At 35.5% G+C, this 15,716-nt stretch carries 19 protein-coding genes; 5 read left to right on the forward strand and 14 right to left on the reverse strand.

Features of this window, described 5'->3' with window-relative positions:
- Positions 1-3 precede the first annotated feature (3 nt).
- From C245_RS0106670 to hemB, 3 genes are all read right to left on the reverse strand, one after another.
- Entirely contained in the window at positions 4-450 is a 447-nt protein-coding gene (locus tag C245_RS0106670; protein ID WP_017495808.1) for a GyrI-like domain-containing protein, read from the reverse strand.
- Between the two features lie 73 nt (positions 451-523).
- Entirely contained in the window at positions 524-925 is a 402-nt protein-coding gene (locus C245_RS0106675; protein ID WP_017495809.1) for a c-type cytochrome, read from the reverse strand.
- A 1-nt stretch (position 926) separates the two neighbouring features.
- Positions 927-1,919: a porphobilinogen synthase gene (gene hemB / locus C245_RS0106680; protein WP_017495810.1), complete on the reverse strand. Its 993-nt coding sequence runs from the start codon at positions 1,917-1,919 to the stop codon at positions 927-929.
- Between the two features lie 320 nt (positions 1,920-2,239).
- Between hemB and C245_RS0106685 the strand changes: the two genes are divergently transcribed.
- Positions 2,240-2,872, forward strand: coding sequence for a hypothetical protein (locus C245_RS0106685; protein WP_017495811.1), 633 nt, complete (start codon positions 2,240-2,242; stop codon positions 2,870-2,872).
- A 3-nt stretch (positions 2,873-2,875) separates the two neighbouring features.
- Positions 2,876-4,702: a hypothetical protein gene (locus tag C245_RS0106690; protein ID WP_017495812.1), complete on the forward strand. Its 1,827-nt coding sequence runs from the start codon at positions 2,876-2,878 to the stop codon at positions 4,700-4,702.
- Between the two features lie 71 nt (positions 4,703-4,773).
- Here the strand turns inward: C245_RS0106690 and C245_RS0106695 are convergent, their stop codons facing one another.
- The 11 genes from C245_RS0106695 to hemA form a co-directional block, all read right to left on the reverse strand.
- Positions 4,774-5,661: a fructose bisphosphate aldolase gene (locus C245_RS0106695; RefSeq protein ID WP_026109919.1), complete on the reverse strand. Its 888-nt coding sequence runs from the start codon at positions 5,659-5,661 to the stop codon at positions 4,774-4,776.
- Between the two features lie 54 nt (positions 5,662-5,715).
- A complete protein-coding gene (locus C245_RS0106700; RefSeq protein WP_017495814.1) occupies positions 5,716-6,657 on the reverse strand; it encodes a DUF4421 family protein in 942 nt (313 codons plus the stop codon).
- 301 nt (positions 6,658-6,958) lie between these two features.
- Entirely contained in the window at positions 6,959-7,423 is a 465-nt protein-coding gene (tnpA, locus tag C245_RS0106705) for an IS200/IS605 family transposase (RefSeq protein ID WP_017495815.1), read from the reverse strand.
- Positions 7,424-7,537: 114 nt separating this feature from the next.
- A complete protein-coding gene (gene hemF, locus C245_RS0106710; protein WP_017495816.1) occupies positions 7,538-8,470 on the reverse strand; it encodes an oxygen-dependent coproporphyrinogen oxidase in 933 nt (310 codons plus the stop codon).
- Positions 8,460-9,011 (reverse strand): GNAT family N-acetyltransferase, encoded by a 552-nt coding sequence (locus C245_RS0106715; RefSeq protein WP_017495817.1) that lies wholly within the window; start codon positions 9,009-9,011, stop codon positions 8,460-8,462. The genes hemF and C245_RS0106715 overlap by 11 nt, the downstream gene beginning before the upstream one ends.
- On the reverse strand, positions 9,011-9,391 hold the full coding sequence (locus C245_RS0106720; RefSeq protein WP_017495818.1) for a hypothetical protein: 381 nt from the start codon (positions 9,389-9,391) through the stop codon (positions 9,011-9,013). The genes C245_RS0106715 and C245_RS0106720 overlap by 1 nt, the downstream gene beginning before the upstream one ends.
- A 90-nt stretch (positions 9,392-9,481) precedes the next feature.
- Positions 9,482-10,507: a uroporphyrinogen decarboxylase gene (gene hemE, locus C245_RS0106725; protein WP_017495819.1), complete on the reverse strand. Its 1,026-nt coding sequence runs from the start codon at positions 10,505-10,507 to the stop codon at positions 9,482-9,484.
- 58 nt (positions 10,508-10,565) lie between these two features.
- Entirely contained in the window at positions 10,566-11,231 is a 666-nt protein-coding gene (locus tag C245_RS0106730) for a uroporphyrinogen-III synthase (protein ID WP_017495820.1), read from the reverse strand.
- A complete protein-coding gene (hemC, locus tag C245_RS0106735) occupies positions 11,231-12,154 on the reverse strand; it encodes a hydroxymethylbilane synthase (RefSeq protein ID WP_017495821.1) in 924 nt (307 codons plus the stop codon). The genes C245_RS0106730 and hemC overlap by 1 nt, the downstream gene beginning before the upstream one ends.
- A gap of 71 nt (positions 12,155-12,225) precedes the next feature.
- Entirely contained in the window at positions 12,226-12,630 is a 405-nt protein-coding gene (locus C245_RS0106740; RefSeq protein WP_017495822.1) for a GxxExxY protein, read from the reverse strand.
- Between the two features lie 146 nt (positions 12,631-12,776).
- Entirely contained in the window at positions 12,777-14,027 is a 1,251-nt protein-coding gene (hemA, locus tag C245_RS0106745) for a glutamyl-tRNA reductase (protein WP_017495823.1), read from the reverse strand.
- A 227-nt stretch (positions 14,028-14,254) separates the two neighbouring features.
- Here hemA and C245_RS0106750 point away from each other — a divergent pair, with 227 nt between their 5' ends.
- The 3 genes from C245_RS0106750 to C245_RS0106760 are packed head-to-tail and all read left to right on the forward strand — an operon-like array spanning position 14,255 to position 15,668.
- The gene (locus tag C245_RS0106750) at positions 14,255-15,127 is read left to right on the forward strand and encodes an AraC family transcriptional regulator (RefSeq protein ID WP_017495824.1); all 873 of its coding nucleotides are present in this window, start codon (positions 14,255-14,257) and stop codon (positions 15,125-15,127) included.
- Complete coding sequence (locus C245_RS0106755; protein WP_017495825.1) at positions 15,127-15,447, forward strand: hypothetical protein; 321 nt, start codon at positions 15,127-15,129, stop codon at positions 15,445-15,447. Before C245_RS0106750 ends, C245_RS0106755 begins: the two co-directional genes overlap by 1 nt.
- A complete protein-coding gene (locus C245_RS0106760) occupies positions 15,429-15,668 on the forward strand; it encodes a hypothetical protein (protein WP_157495790.1) in 240 nt (79 codons plus the stop codon). The genes C245_RS0106755 and C245_RS0106760 overlap by 19 nt, the downstream gene beginning before the upstream one ends.
- Positions 15,669-15,716 lie beyond the last annotated feature (48 nt).

Genomic DNA, 15,716 nt, shown 5'->3' on the forward strand with positions numbered 1-15,716 from the left:
TATTTATGAGATCGCAATATAAATATCAACCTCTGCATCTTCAGGATTTTGAGCCTGTTCTCCGTAAATTTCAAAATCTTCGGTATAAAGCCTGTCTAAATCCGAGTTCCAAATTTTTATCCATTCGTTAATCACAATACCATCGGCCAGATTGCCTTTGGCAGTAAACTTTTGGTAATGAACTCCGGAGATCGTTTTGGCAACCATTCCTTCCGGAATAACAGTTAGATTTTCTACTACACAGCCCAATATTGTGGTATAAGGACGTGTATAATCCTTTTCATAGTCCGTATAGATACAATAGATCGCATTACTAGTTTTATTGGGAATTTTTTGAAGAATTCCTTCTGACATAAATCGATTCCAAAGTGCCGGAATATCTGTTCCCGATTGTCCATTTTCGTTAGTCGTTCTTATTGAAATACCAATAACATTGAATTTTTGTTCCATCTTACTTGTTTTTGTTAAGCTGTAAAGGTAAAATGACGCAATGACAACAGTATGTCAGCAGGAAACGATAATCTTACTTTAAATGGCTGTAAATATAGGTTTCAATCGCTTTTAGTTCTTCATCCGACATCGCCTGTGTTACCGGAAAATTAGTCTTCATAACGGCAAACTGACTCGGATCAACAATAGGATCAGCATTTCCTTTCAGGAAAGTAACAATATCTCCGTTTTTGTCTTTGTATATTTTGGCTATTTCCTGAATACTTGGACCAATTACTTTTTTGTCCGGCTGATGGCAGGAGAAACAATTTCCCTGTCCTTCAAAAATTTGTTTTCCAAATTCTTCCGGAGTTTTGGCTTTTACTGTTTCTCCTTCTGAATAGGCTTCTGTTGTAGTTTCAACTGGCGTTTCTGCAGTTTCTTTTTTACAGGATGCAAACGCTAAAACGGCTGATAAGAATAGTATTTTTTTCATGCTATTTGTTTAGTAAGACTGCTGCTTCTTTGGCAAAGTAAGTCGAGATAATACTGGCGCCTGCGCGCTTAATGCAATATAGTTGCTCTAACATAATTTTGTCGTGATCAAGCCACCCTCTCTCTGCTGCGGCCTTTACCATAGCGTACTCACCAGATACCTGGTAAACGGCAACCGGTACATGAACGGCATTTTTCACCTCACGAACAATGTCTAAATAAGCGATTCCCGGTTTTACCATAACGATATCTGCACCCTCTTCAACATCTAATAAAGCTTCACGAATTCCTTCAATTCTGTTGGCATAATCCATTTGGTACGTTTTCTTATCTTTTGGGATATTTTGAGAATCTACAGGAGCAGAATCTAAAGCGTCACGAAATGGCCCGTAAAATGCCGAAGCATATTTGGCACTGTAACTCATGATTCCCACATTGTGATGTCCGTTTTCTTCCAATGCTTTTCTAATGGCTAAAACCCTTCCGTCCATCATATCACTTGGCGCAACAAAATCGGCTCCCGCTTCTGCGTGACTTAAACTCATTCGGGTTAAAGCATCAACTGTAGGATCATTAAGAAGCTGTCCGTTTTCTATAATCCCGTCATGACCATAAATTGAATAAGGATCGAGAGCCACATCCGGCATTACAATCATTTCAGGAACAGCATCTTTTATCGTGCGGATGGTTTGCTGCATCAAACCGTCTTTGTTCCAGGCTTCGACACCTTTATTGTCTTTTAAATGATCGCTGATTTTTACGTAGATGTTCACCGCTTTAATTCCTAAATCCCAGGCTTCTTTTACTTCTTTAATCGTATTGTCCAGAGAATGACGGTAAATTCCCGGCATAGACGGTATGGACACTTTTACATCTTTTCCTTCAGTAACAAACATCGGAAGCATAAAATCCTGTGGACTTAAACTGGTTTCACGAACTAAAGAACGAATGGATTCATTGGTTCTTAAACGGCGGTTTCTTTGTAATGGGAACATAAAAATTTAGATTTTAGATTTAGATTTTAGATTGCAACCGATTTCTTCGAAATATGATGGAGAATCCTACTTTCTAAAGTGTATTGTTTTTTGTTTTTTTGAAGATTGTGTTACTTTTTAATAAGTGCCACAAAGTTAAAGAAAAAGGAACAGAATAAGGCGTTTAGCCCCCGGTAGAATCCGTTAATATTATCTAAAAATTTGCAGAATATGGCAGTTATGTCTTCGTTCGTGAAGTTTCAAAAAGCAATTGGGGATGTAAATTTAGAATTAACTTTCAGGCTCTGGTTTTTTTGAATATTTACCTATAAATTTGTCTAATGAAGAAATTTCTCGCATTATGCTGTTGTTTACTGCTAACCAGCTGTTTCGAAATAACAGAAAGAATCAAACACCACGACGACCAAAGTGGAGAGTATACGCTGATGGTTGACTTTTCGAAATCATGGTTTAAGACAAAATCGGCCATGTGGATGGAAGAGGTTGATGGTGTAAAAATCCCAAACGAACAGGAAATCACCAAAAAACTGGAAGATTTTAAAGTCAAAGCCTTAAAAATTGACGGTATTACCAATGTAACCACTAAAACTGATTTTGATCAGTATGTTTTTATTATCAAACTCAATTATGCCAATCTGAAAGCGCTCAATGCTGTTGTTAATACGATAAACAATCAGAGCAATCAAGTTCATTTTAGCAGCAATGCCAAAAGTTTTGAAAGGATCGCCTCCTATCCGGTTCCTGAAAAAGTAGTAAAAGATCCAAAGAAAAAGGAAGATCTGGAAGCGGCAAGTATTACCGCGATTTATACTTTTGATAAAGATGTTAAGGCCGTAGAGAATCCGAACAGCAGAATTTCACCAAACAAAAAGACCGTTTTCTTAAAACAAAGTATGTACAGCGTACTTAAAAAATCGGCCTTAATGAACAATACAATCCAATTAACCCCTTGATTTATGAAGCAATTTTATATTTTATTTTTAGTATTAGCCACACATTTGACTTTTGGACAGATCAATTCAAAATCCTACGATTATTTTGTACAGTTTAACGGAGATCAGCTTTCGAAAAAAGTAGGCGTTGATCAAATAGTAAATCATCCGCTAATTAGTAAATACAAAGAAGGCAAAGCCAGCCTCGATCTTAAGAAGTATACAGCTCTTTTTAAATTGGATCAAAAGATAACCGTTCATGGTAACTTCACGGACAGTATTCCGTACTATCAGGTGACGCTTCCCATTAAAAACAAAGAAGCAGTGAAGCAGTTCTTAATTGATGAGCATACAAAGAATAAAAACACAGATTCAGTTGAGGTTCCCGTAATTCAGGATTATGGCAAATACGCTGTTTTTACACCAAAAAATCAAAAGACGTCATTTGTCTGGAACGATAATTATCTGGTTTTGGTAGAATTGACTAAAAAATACAAGCCAAAATCATACGACTGGGAAGACAGAACGCAGGATTCTATTGCGATAGATGAACCTTATCAGGAAACTTCAACAGAAACTTCAACAGAAACAACAGCAGAACCTGCGCAATCGGCTGAAGAGGCTGCGGCTAGTGCTGCAAAAGAAACAGAAGAAGCTGTAGCGGTGTCTAATACAGCATACGAGAAAGCAGAGGCTGATTTTAATCTTTTGCAAGCCGAACAACAAAGCCTTTTTATCAAGTCACTATTCGAAAATGGATTCACCGCTCCTGTTTCTGAAAAAATAAATAAGGCAGCCGATATTTCGTCCTGGCTGAATTACAGTTCGGCGATGACCAGTTTAAATTCGGCTTATGGTCTTTTATCGAAATTCACCAGTTACAATAAGTTTTTACCCATGCAGAATAATGCGGCAAATATGGTAAAAGGAATTAATCTGGATTTTTATTTTGAGAATGACAACGCCCGTATTGAGGAAGTGATTGAATATGCTGAACCGATGGCACAGATTGTTGCGAAAATGACGGACAGAAAGATCAACAAAAATATTTTCAACTATTTTCCGGATGAAAACCCATTAGGATATATGTCTTATCATATCAATACTAAGGCGGCACTGGAAAAATTTCCAACGTTAGTGGCAGATTTATTTCAAAGTCAGTATTTAGTAAAGGAAGATTTGACGGTTATTACGGATTTAATTTCGACAATCGTAGATGAAGAAGCTACTGCAACGCTTTTTGATGGTGATTTAAGTATGTTTTTGTATCATGTAAATGAAGTTGAGGTGACTAAGAAGATATATGGGTACGATGAAAATTACGAAGAGAAGATAACAGAGGAAAAAGTGAAGAAGAACATTCCGTTATTCTCTATGGTATTTACCTCGACGCATCCTACTTTTGGTGATAAGTTAATCCAATTGGGACTTCGCAAAAAAATCCTGGAGCAAAAGGGAGATTTTTATGAAATTTTTGGAACGGAAGACTATGGGACTATTTTTATCAAAAAAGACAAAGATGTGGTTTTGATAGCCAATACTTTAGATTATTTTAATGATGGAAAAGGACTTTTTGTTAAGGAAGCAAAAAAGGAGTTAAAGAAAAATTACATCTCCGGAAAATTAAATTTTGCAAGAGCATCATTTGCTTATGAGAATTCAGGAAAAGCAAAAGGCAAAGATTCAGAAAAATTGAAACGATTGTCAGAGCAGTTTAGTGATATTGCTATACAGTCTCCTAAAAAGCTGATCGATAACAAATTGAAATTTGAGTTGAAATTAAATGCTTCAAAATCAGATAAAAATATCATCCTGCAAACGTTGGATTTAGCAGAAGAATTGAGTAAATAATCTAAAGCTCGATATAAAACTAAAATCCCCGAAAGAGATCTAATCTTTTTCGGGGATTTTTTATTCTGATTTTAGAGGATCGATGCCTCATAAATTCCGTTAATAGATTTTCCAAGTTTTGAATTAAATTCATCATCAGACTGACCAAACGTTAGCCCTTCCGAAAGCGCTCGCGAGAAGCTGGCAATCAATCCGTGATTTAGAGCCAGTTTTTGGTTGGCCTCATCCTGCGTATAACCTCCGGACAATGCCACTACACGTACCACATGAGGATCGGACATTAATTCTTCGTAAAAATCATTTACGGTTGGAATCGAAAGTTTCAGCATCACTTTTACTTCTTTGTCCAGTAAATTAAGCTGCCTGATGATTTCTGCTTTTAGAATTTCTTCTGATTTTTCTTTGTCAGCGCTATAAATATCAACCTCAGGTTCAATAATTGGTACAAGGCCTTTGTTAAATATTTGAAGTCCTACTGCAAATTGCTGTTCAACGACTTCACGAATTCCAGTAACATTGGCTTCTTTGATTACGGAACGCATCTTGGTTCCGAAAATATTGCGTTCTACAGCGCGAGTTAACAATTCGTTCAGATTAGAAATGGGTTTCATGAGTTGTACCCCATTTTCGAGCTCAGCAAGACCTTTGTCTACTTTTAGAAAGGGAACGATATTTTTATGCTCCCACAAGTAATCAGCAGTCCATTGCCCATCGATTTTGCGGTCCATCGTATTTTCGAACAAAATAGCTCCCAGAATAAATTTGCTGCTAAAGGCGGGACTTTTAATAATTCGGGTTCTCATTTCATGTACGAGGGTGTACATTTCTTCTTCGGTTGTATAACTGCTTTCCTCTACACCGTATTGTGCTAATGCTTTTGGTGTACTTCCGCCACTTTGATCTAATGCAGCAATAAATCCTTTTCCGGTCTGCATGCGGTTCAATTGTTCTTTGCTCACATTTGCCATACTATTTTATTTTAGATTTTAGAATGAAGATTTTGGATTAAAAAATTACAAACCTATTTTCTGATTTACTTTATCGTAAACTTCTTTTATTTTTTTGGGTGGATCAAATCGGTAACCGGCAGAAAGTTTTAAAGTGGCAACATTATCATTCAATCGCGGATTGACTTTATCGTCCTGGGCAAAACTTACTGTATTGATGCTTGCAAAAGCAAAGAAACGGTCATTATTGTAGGCAAGTTTTAAATTAAAATCGGCTTGATACAGCGCAGATGAATCGCCGTCAATATCATTAATTCCAACCCCTAAAGCAATTCCGGCACCAATTAAAACGCGTTGACTAATTACAAAATTATAAAAATAGGAGGGTGCTATCGAAAAAACATAGATATCGGCGTTTGAAGAATCCGGTGTATTGTTTAGATTGAGATTGGTATAATAAAAAGAAAAAGTCGGAATAAAACTTCCGGAGCTTTTGGTCTGCCATTCGTTTTGGCTTACCAATGTTTTAAAAGAAAACTTAGGATTGAAAACATAAGCCGTAGATCCGCCAATTTTCGTGGTGCGCATATCGGGCAATTGTGCCATTATATTATCATCACTGATATAAAATCCTTTCTGATTGATAAAAGTAAAGGACTGCATCCATTTTTTATAGTAAAAACGGGTATTGAAATTAAAATGCTTGGAATGGGAATCGCCTTTATTTTGGCTCAGAAATTTTGGAGCGAAACCAACAGAAACATCAATGATTTTATAATTCAGATTAAAACCAATCTGTTCTCTTCTATTCGGAGTAAGATTAAGAAATGTTTGTGAATCCTGTGGACCTGAAGCAATCTGAAAACTATTTGAAGTGTCTAAATAATAAACGCTGCCGGTAATTTTATCGTTATAGGATTTAAAATAAGGATTCAGCAGTGAATCGTTTTGAGCAAAACACCCAAAAAAGCTTCCGAGGAATACGATATAAATCAGTTTTAAATTCATTGGTTAAAAATTGCAATTATCTGATATTGGTTCAGAATTTAATAAAGGGGAATTATTATTTTTTAATAGGTCACCCCTTCGGGGTTTAAAAACTAAATCTACAAAAAAATCTACAAATATTTCATCCCGTTGGGACTCTGATATGTATTGGTTTAGAATTTTTTTGAGGTATTGTGTTCGTTTTAGAATTCCATTATTTTTTACAGAGCTCCGAAGGAGCAGCATATCTATAGCATATGAGCATTAGATTTTTTAAGCTCCGGAGGAGCGATATATTTTATAGCATGTTTGTAATGATATATTATTCGTTAACATCATCAAATAAATATTCGTTTTTAAAATCAACATTAAACAATTTTAAAAAACCGATATATTCCTTTTTGAATGTTTTTGTTTTGTGATGCTCTTCTTGATTTTCAATGTATCGTATAACATTTGTCAAATGGGAATGGCTATATGAAAAGGCTCCAAATCCGGTTTGCCATTCAAATTTTCCATTTACCCACCTCCTGTCATTTATAAATTTTGAAGAATTTGCCTTAATATCTCTTACTAAATCCGATATTGACTTATCCGGTTTTAACCCGATCAGGATATGAATATGATCCGGCATTCCGTTAATAGCAATTAGTTTTTGACCTTTATTACTAATAATGCCGGTCATGTATTTATAGAGTTCGTCTTTCCAATTTTTGGAAATCAGATTTTGCCGGCCTTTAACGGTGAAAACAATATGAATGTATAATTGAGAATAGGTGCTTGCCATACTAACAGATTTTTATAGAAATCATCCTTATGGGTTTAAAGACTAAATCTACAAAAATCTATTGATGGGATGTTATTTTTTGAAAGAAATTTTCTACAATAAAATAAATAGACTTTATTGCAATTCAATCCAGTCAACTGGATTCTCTAACACCTGAATCAATTTTTCCTCAACGCTTCCAGCTTCCGCATGATGATCGTAAACCCATTGTACGTGCGGAGGCAAACTCATTAAAATACTTTCAATTCTTCCGTTAGTTTTCAAACCGAACAACGTGCCTTTATCATGAACTAAATTGAATTCGACATAACGGCCACGACGGATTTCCTGCCAGTTTCTATTTTCGGCTGTGTATTCCAGATTTTTTCTTCTTTCTACAATTGGAACATAAGCTTCCAGGAAACTGTTGCCCACTTCGGTTACAAAATTGTACCAGTCTTCCATTGACATGGTTTCGGTTGCTTTGCAATAATCAAAAAACAAACCGCCAATTCCTCGGGCTTCGTTTCGGTGTGCATTCCAGAAATAGGCATCACATTGCTTTTTATACTTAGGATAAAACTCGGGATTATGTTTGTCGCAAGCCGTTTTACAGGTTTGATGAAAGTGAATAGCGTCTTCTTCAAACAAATAGTAAGGAGTTAGATCTTGTCCACCACCAAACCACTGCTGAATTACTTTTCTTGGACCTGTACTGAGCGAAGACGAAGTATCATACATTTCAAAGTAACGCCAGTTCGCGTGAACCGTTGGTACCATTGGGTTTTTAGGATGAAGAACCAGACTTAATCCGCAGGCAAAGAAATCGGCCTCGTCTACATTAAACATTTTCTGCATGGCTTCCGGCAGTTTTCCGTGAACGGCCGAAATATTGACACCGCCCTTTTCGAAAACGGCTCCGTTCTCGATTACACGTGTTCTTCCACCGCCGCCTTCAGGGCGTTTCCAAAGATCTTCGCGGAATTTTGCAGTTCCGTCAACCGCTTCTAATCCGGCACAGATCTGGTCTTGTAATTGTTGTATGTAAGCGTAAAATTTATCTTTCATGGATATTGTATTCTGATTTGAGTAATCCAAAGTAAACAACATCTTCTAATGTTCCGTCGCTGTTTTTGAATTCCTCTCTTAATATTCCTTCTTGTTTAAAATGGTGTTTTAAAGCAATCTGCTGACTTGCCTTGTTGATTTTTGAGGTACAGATAAATACTTTATTCATGTTTAAAGTATTGAAGCAAAAATCTAAGGTTTCGGAAACCATTTTTGAAGTAATTCCTTTTCCCTGATAATCTTCATCAACAAAATAACCCAGTTCACATTTTGAAATGCGATTGTCAATGCTTTTGATGCACAAATAGCCAATTAATGCATTGGTTTTGGTGTCTCTTGGATAGAAAAAGTATCCTTCTTTGTGATTTTCTTTGTCTTGGTTGAAAGCAAGAAACTGCTTCGTTTTTTCGAGATCCGTACAGTAAGAAAGTGTGACGGGAAATGTTTTTTGAATGTGGTTTCTATTCTTTTCGATGAGGTTGTAAAATTCCTCAGGAAGAATATTGGCAATCGTATTTGTTTTCCAATCTGTAAAAACCATTAGGATCTGTTTTTGGCCGAAGCAATTTTAGTATTTATCCCGAAAGAGAAAACTTTACTTTCTTGTTGGATATATTCATAAACAGCCAAAGCTTTATGGGTAAAATTATGATTTTCATCTTTTGAGAATTCGATTAAAATGTCTCCAAATTGCTCTAAATGTTCCCAATCAAAATGAAGCTGTATTAAGAATGTGATCAAATCTTCATTTTTTTGAGAGGATAAAGTTTCAAAATCTAGCCCGATTTCTTTCAGCTGATTTTCAATATTTTCTTTTTCCGTATTATTCAAAGGATAAGGAACAAAAACAAGTGATCGTAACGTCTTGAGGACGTTATCAATTCTTATTTTTTCTTCGTCTCTTAAGCCTTTGTTGAGCATTTTTTTTAGTTTTTGGTCTCAGTTCCAGTTTTCGGTCTCAGTTTTCAGTTTGCTGGTAGGCAGCTGAAAACTGAGACTGCGTACTGAAAACTAGTTTCCGTATTCTTTAACAGCGTCAATAAACGCTTTAGCGTGATCTACAGGGATATTTGGTAAAATTCCGTGACCTAAATTTACGATATATTTGTCTTTTCCGAATTCGTCGATCATTTCGTGAACCATTTTTTTGATGGTTGGAATTGGAGAAAGCAATCTTGAAGGATCAAAATTACCTTGTAAAGTAATATTTCCACCTGATAAATAACGAGCATTTCTAGGAGTACAAGTCCAGTCTACACCAAGTGCTGAAGCTTTACTTTTACCCATTTCGCCTAAGGCAAACCAGCATCCTTTTCCGAACACAATAACAGGAGTAACTTCTGCCAATGCATCAATAATTTGGTTGATGTATTTCCAGGAGAATTCCTGATAGTCAACCGGAGAAAGCATTCCTCCCCAGGAATCAAAAATCTGAACGGCATTAACACCCGCTTTTACTTTTTCTTTTAAGTATAAAATCGTCGTATCTGTAATTTTTTGTAATAAAGTGTGCGCTGCAACCGGGTTTGAAAAGCAAAATCCTTTAGCAGTATCAAAACTTTTAGAACCTTTTCCTTCAACAGCATAACAAAAGATGGTCCAAGGTGAACCAGCGAAACCAATTAATGGCACTTCGTCGTTCAGCATTTCTTTTGTTAATTTAATGGCATCAAAAACATATCCTAAAGTTTCATTTACATCCGGAACAAAAACCTGATTCACCTGCTCCATTGTACGAATAGGATCCGGAATAATTGGACCTAAATTGTCCTTCAATTCTACATGAATACCCATTGCACGTGGAACCACTAAAATATCAGAGAATAAAATAGCAGCATCCGGAGCAATTCTACGGATTGGCTGAACGGTAATTTCGGCAGCCAGTTCCGGAGTTTCACATCTGGTGAAAAAATCATATTTATCACGTAAAGCTCTAAATTCCGGTAAATATCTTCCGGCTTGACGCATCATCCAAACTGGTGGGCGTTGAACGGTTTCTCCTTTTAGTGCTTTTAAAAATAGGTCGTTTTTTAACATAAGGTTTATATTTTAAACCCGACAGGTTTTTAAAACCTGTCGGGTTTGTTTATTGTTGTTATTTATATTCTTGTAAAACATCTTCAATGACATCTTCAACCGTTGGCTGATCTGCAATAACGATATTTTTGGTAATTTTTTCTAAAGCCTCTGCAGTAGTTTCTCCAATGCAAAAGCAGGTTTCTTTTTTAATCGAATTCTCTTTCAGATAACTTTGTACACCTGATGGACTGAAAAACAGAATAGCATCAACAGGAGTTTTTATTTTTTGAGGGGTCAAAGATGTGTCATAAACCTGAATTTCATTGAATTTTAGTTCTGCTTCTTTTAAGGCTTTGGGTAACGTTTCTCTGCGCAGGTTTCCGCTGAAAAAAGTATAGCTTTCACTGCGGTATATTAAAGTGATAATTTCGGCTAAATCGGCAGCATAACCAGTGTAAGCTACAACATTGAATCCGTTTTCTGATAAGAGGATCTTGGTTTTTAAACCAACGCAAAATACATTTTTGCTTTTCAGTTCTTCCGATTTGGGATGGGAGAGAACACTATGAACGGCATTCTGACTTGTGAAAATCAAATTATCGTTGAGGTCTTTTATTTCGAAAGGTTTATTTTCGGTTTGAATAAAATCGGCTTCAATAACTTCAATATGAGCGGCTGTTAAGGCTTGTCTTTGCTCTGTTGAAAGCTTTTTTGTAGATACTATTTGAATTGATTTACTCATTATTTCTTCAAAGATTCTTTAATGGCTTGCATCAATTCTGTTCCGCCGTTGTTCAGAATTTCCTGGGCAGCAAAGAATCCCAGTTTTTTCCACTCTCCAATTTCAACAGTCTTGTTGATTTCGAGTTTTTGTTTTCCATCAACCGAAAGTAAAACACCTTGAAAGTGAAGCGTGTCCTCCTCTTCATTATAGCGAACCAAAGCCCCAATAGGAGCCGTACAGCCTCCTTCAAGAGTTCTTAAAAACTGACGTTCGATATAGGTACAAATCTCAGTTTCAATATCGTTTAATTGTGAAAGAGCTTCAAGGGCATAATTGTCGTTTTCCATGGCCACAACCACCATAGCCCCTTGTGCCGGTGCGGGAATCATCCAATCCAGATCGATATAATTTTCCGGTTTTAAGTTGATACGCTCCAAACCTGCTGCAGCAAAAACAGCCCCGTCCCAGTTGTTGTCCTGTAATTTTTGCATACGGGTATTTACATTTCCGCGTAAATCGACAACAGTATGATTAGGGTATTTGTTGAACCATTGCGCCTGACGACGTAAACTTCCGGTTGCGATTGTATTTGGATTGGCAAAATCAGGATTTCCTTTATGAACCAGAATATCAAGAACATTGGCTCTTTCTAAAACTGCTGCCTGAACAATACCTTTTGGTAAAGCTGTAGGTACATCCTTCATCGAGTGAACGGCAATATCTACATCACCATTAATCATAGCAACATCTAACGTTTTGGTGAAAATTCCGGTGATGCCAAGTTCGTAAAGCGGTTTGTCAAGGATAATATCACCTGTAGATTTTACTGCAATAATTTCGGTTTTATAACCCAGATCGTTTAGTTTTTTCTCGACAGTGTGTGCTTGCCAAAGTGCCAATTCGCTATCGCGGGTTCCAATTCTGATTGTTTTTTCTGCCATTTTTATATTTTAACCATTAAGATATTAAGGTTCATTTAGCTTTGTGTTGATTTTTTAAGCTAATGAAGCTGTTAATCTATTAGTCTTGCAAAATAATCATTTACAAGTGGTTTCATTGATTTTGTTATATTTAGAGTATTGAAATTAATTAATAGTCCTTGAGGTCTTTGCAATAATTTCATATAAGTTAAAAGTTGTGCTTCATGAATTGGTAATAGATTTTCTATTGCTTTCAGTTCAACAACGACACAATCATTAACAAGAAGATCAATTCTTAAATCAGATTCCAACTCAAGATTATAATATTCTATTTTAACACTCAGCTGCTGTTTAACATCGTATCCATTTTGTTCTAATTCATATTTGAGGCACTTTTCATAGATGCTTTCTAAAAGTCCCGGGCCTAAGGCTTTATGCACTTTTATAGCAAAACCGGTAATTTCGTAAGCCAATTGAGTAACCTCCTTTTTTGTCATAGAACTTTTTGTATTTCAACGATTAAGATATTAAGGTTCATTAAGCATTGTGATTAATTTAAGAAAGTTAAGTTTCAAATCAGTTTTGCTTAATTCCCTTGACAAAGCTTGGTTTAATGAATCTTAATATCTTAATGGTGAAAACCTTAAGATGCTTTTATTTTGAAGACTTTTTCGATCCATTCGATGCTTTCATCAACCATGGTATCGTCGTCTTTTAAGTGATTGGCAAAATGAGTAGTGATTTTCTGAATGATTCGGTTACTGATAATCTCAGCTTGTTCCTCATTAAAATCAGCAATTTTTCTGCTTTGAAAATCTAATTCCGAGTTTTTAATCGCGTTTAGTTTTTCTTTCAAAGCATTAATGGTAGGAGCAAATTTACGACCTTTAGTCCAGGTTATAAACTCTTCTTTAACTTCCTCAATAATGGCTTCGGCAGCAGGAATATGCAGTTTTCTGTTTTCCAGCGTTTCATCTGTCAACTGTGATAAATAATCCATGTGAATCAAGGTCACGCCTTCTAACTCCTCAACATTTTCATTAACGTTTTTCGGAATAGATAAATCCAGAATCAATAAAGGTTTTTTAAGATTCAGGATCGCTTTGTCAACCGTTGGGTTTTGAGCCCCGGTTGCTACTACTACCACATCGGCTTTTTGAAGCTCAAGATGCAATTCGGAGTAATCTTTAACAATAAGATTCAGTTTTCCGGCTAATTTCTCTGCTTTGTCTTTCGTACGGTTGATTAAGGTGATGTGTTCGTTTTTAGTATGTTTCACTAAATTCTCGCAGGTATTTCTCCCTATTTTTCCAGTTCCGAAAAGCAGAATGTTTTTGTTTCCGATATCTTCTACATTTTTAAGAATGTATTGTACCGAGGCAAAAGAAACCGAAGTGGCTCCTGAACTGATTTCTGTCTCGTTCTTGATTTTTTTACTCGCCTGAATCACGGCGTTTACCAGTCTTTCCAAAAAAGCATTGGCTAAACCCATTGATTTCGAATGGGTAAAACTGGTTTTGATTTGAGAGATAATTTCAAAATCACCTAAGATTTGACTGTCTAAGCCGGTTCCTACGCGAAACATGTGATTGATCGCTTCCTGATTTTTATAAACGAATCCTACTTTTTGAAAAGCATCAACAGATCCGTTACTATTATCGCAAATTAACTTTATTAATTGAAAAGGATGTTCTGCAAAACCGTAGATCTCGGTTCTGTTGCAAGTCGAAGTGACAATTAAACTTTCTATTCCCTCTTTTTTAGCCTGTTCCAGCAAATGTGTTTTGGCAACTGCATCCAGACTAAATTGACCTCTGACCTCAGCATCAGCTTTTTTATAACTCAGACCAACTGAATAAAAATAAAGGTGTTTCGGTACGTTATTGTTTTCCATAAATTCACTTTCATAAAAGTGCAACAAAATTATCACTATAGTGTTTAGAAAAATAACGCTAAAAGTACTTTTTGTATCGCTACATGTTTTTTTGTTTCTAAACAGCTGTTTTTATGCAAAAAGAAGTATTTTTGTAGCAAAATCAAGTTGTTAGAAAAGGTTTGTTTAGAGTGATTCTAAATAACATTCTCCGTTTACGCTAATTTTTGTTTCAAAAAAATATCGCTATGAGTTCTCAGGAAATTATTAAAATCGAAGATGACTTTACGCTGATCCGTTTTCAAAACGACAGTTCAGAGCTCTTTTTGGGGCAGCACGAAGTAGGTAGTGGTCTGATACAGTTTCATTTCGGGATAAAAGGCAACGCTAAATTTTTGTTCAATCAGGGAACGTACGCTCTGGAATTGAAAGAAGAAAAATCGCTCCTTTTGTACAATCCACAAAAAGAATTACCATTGAATTTAGAACTTTCTCCAAATTCCTGGGTGATTTCGGTAATCGTATCGATCAAAAAATTTCACGCGTTGTTTTCTGCCGAAGCAGATTATATTACTTTTTTAAGTCCTGATAATAAGGACAAAAAATATTATAACGAAGGAAATATTAGTCCCTCTATGGCTATTGTGTTGAGTCAGCTGTTTCATTACAACCTGCATCCGTCCATAAAAAACCTTTATTATAAGGGAAAAGGATATGAATTACTGAGTTTGTATTTTAACCGAACCGAAGATCCAAATGCAGAACAATGTCCATTCTTGATTGATGAAGATAATGTTTTGAAAATAAGACGAGCCAAAGAAATTATCATCGCAAATATGGCTGAACCACCGGGTTTGCAGGAACTGGCAGATGAGATTGGTCTAAACCTGAAGAAACTAAAAATGGGTTTCAAACAAATTTATGGCGATACCGTTTACGGATTTCTGTTTGATTACAAAATGGATTTCGCCCGAAAACTGCTCGATAGCGGTTCGTATAATGTGAACGAAGTTGGACTGAAAATTGGTTATAGCACAGGAAGTCATTTTATTGCGGCATTTAAAAAGAAGTTTGCTACAACTCCGAAAAAGTATTTGATGTCGATTAATGCAAATGTTTAATGGTTAAAAGATATTCAATAGTTTTATTGCTTTTTTTAATTCTGTCTTGTAAATCAAAAGAAGAAAAAATGTTTTTTGATTTTGACAGTGTTGAATATTATTCATTGAATAAAAGTAAAGAAGTAGAAATGGATGATAATCATAGTAAAGGAATTGACGATACTATTGAAGATAAGATTTTTTTTGATGACTATCCTGAGAAAGTAAATAATGATGTTTTTGTTAAAACAATTAATTCTAATGGGTTTTCTAAATTTGAATTATCTCAAAAAGACGTTGAATATTTAAGAAATGATATTTTTTGGAAAAATCTTCTTTAAAGATGTTTGAAAATGTATATGCTTGTGCACCTGAATATAGGGATATTTTAATTTTTAAAAAGAATGAAAAAATTTCAGGAGTAGCTAAAATCTGTCTTTCCTGTAGTCAGTTTTATTTGATTAGTTCTAAAAAGGAAATTAGTACAGATAACTTTGGAACAGAAGAAGAATATAAATCATTGAAAAAGCTATTCAGCAAATATAAAAAGGATAAAAACTGATAATGTTTTAAAGAATCAGTTTTGTAAATAAGAACATAAACAAAAAGT

This window comes from Flavobacterium sp. WG21, assembly GCF_000335775.1.
In the GTDB taxonomy this organism is placed as follows: Bacteria; Bacteroidota; Bacteroidia; order Flavobacteriales; family Flavobacteriaceae; genus Flavobacterium; species Flavobacterium tructae.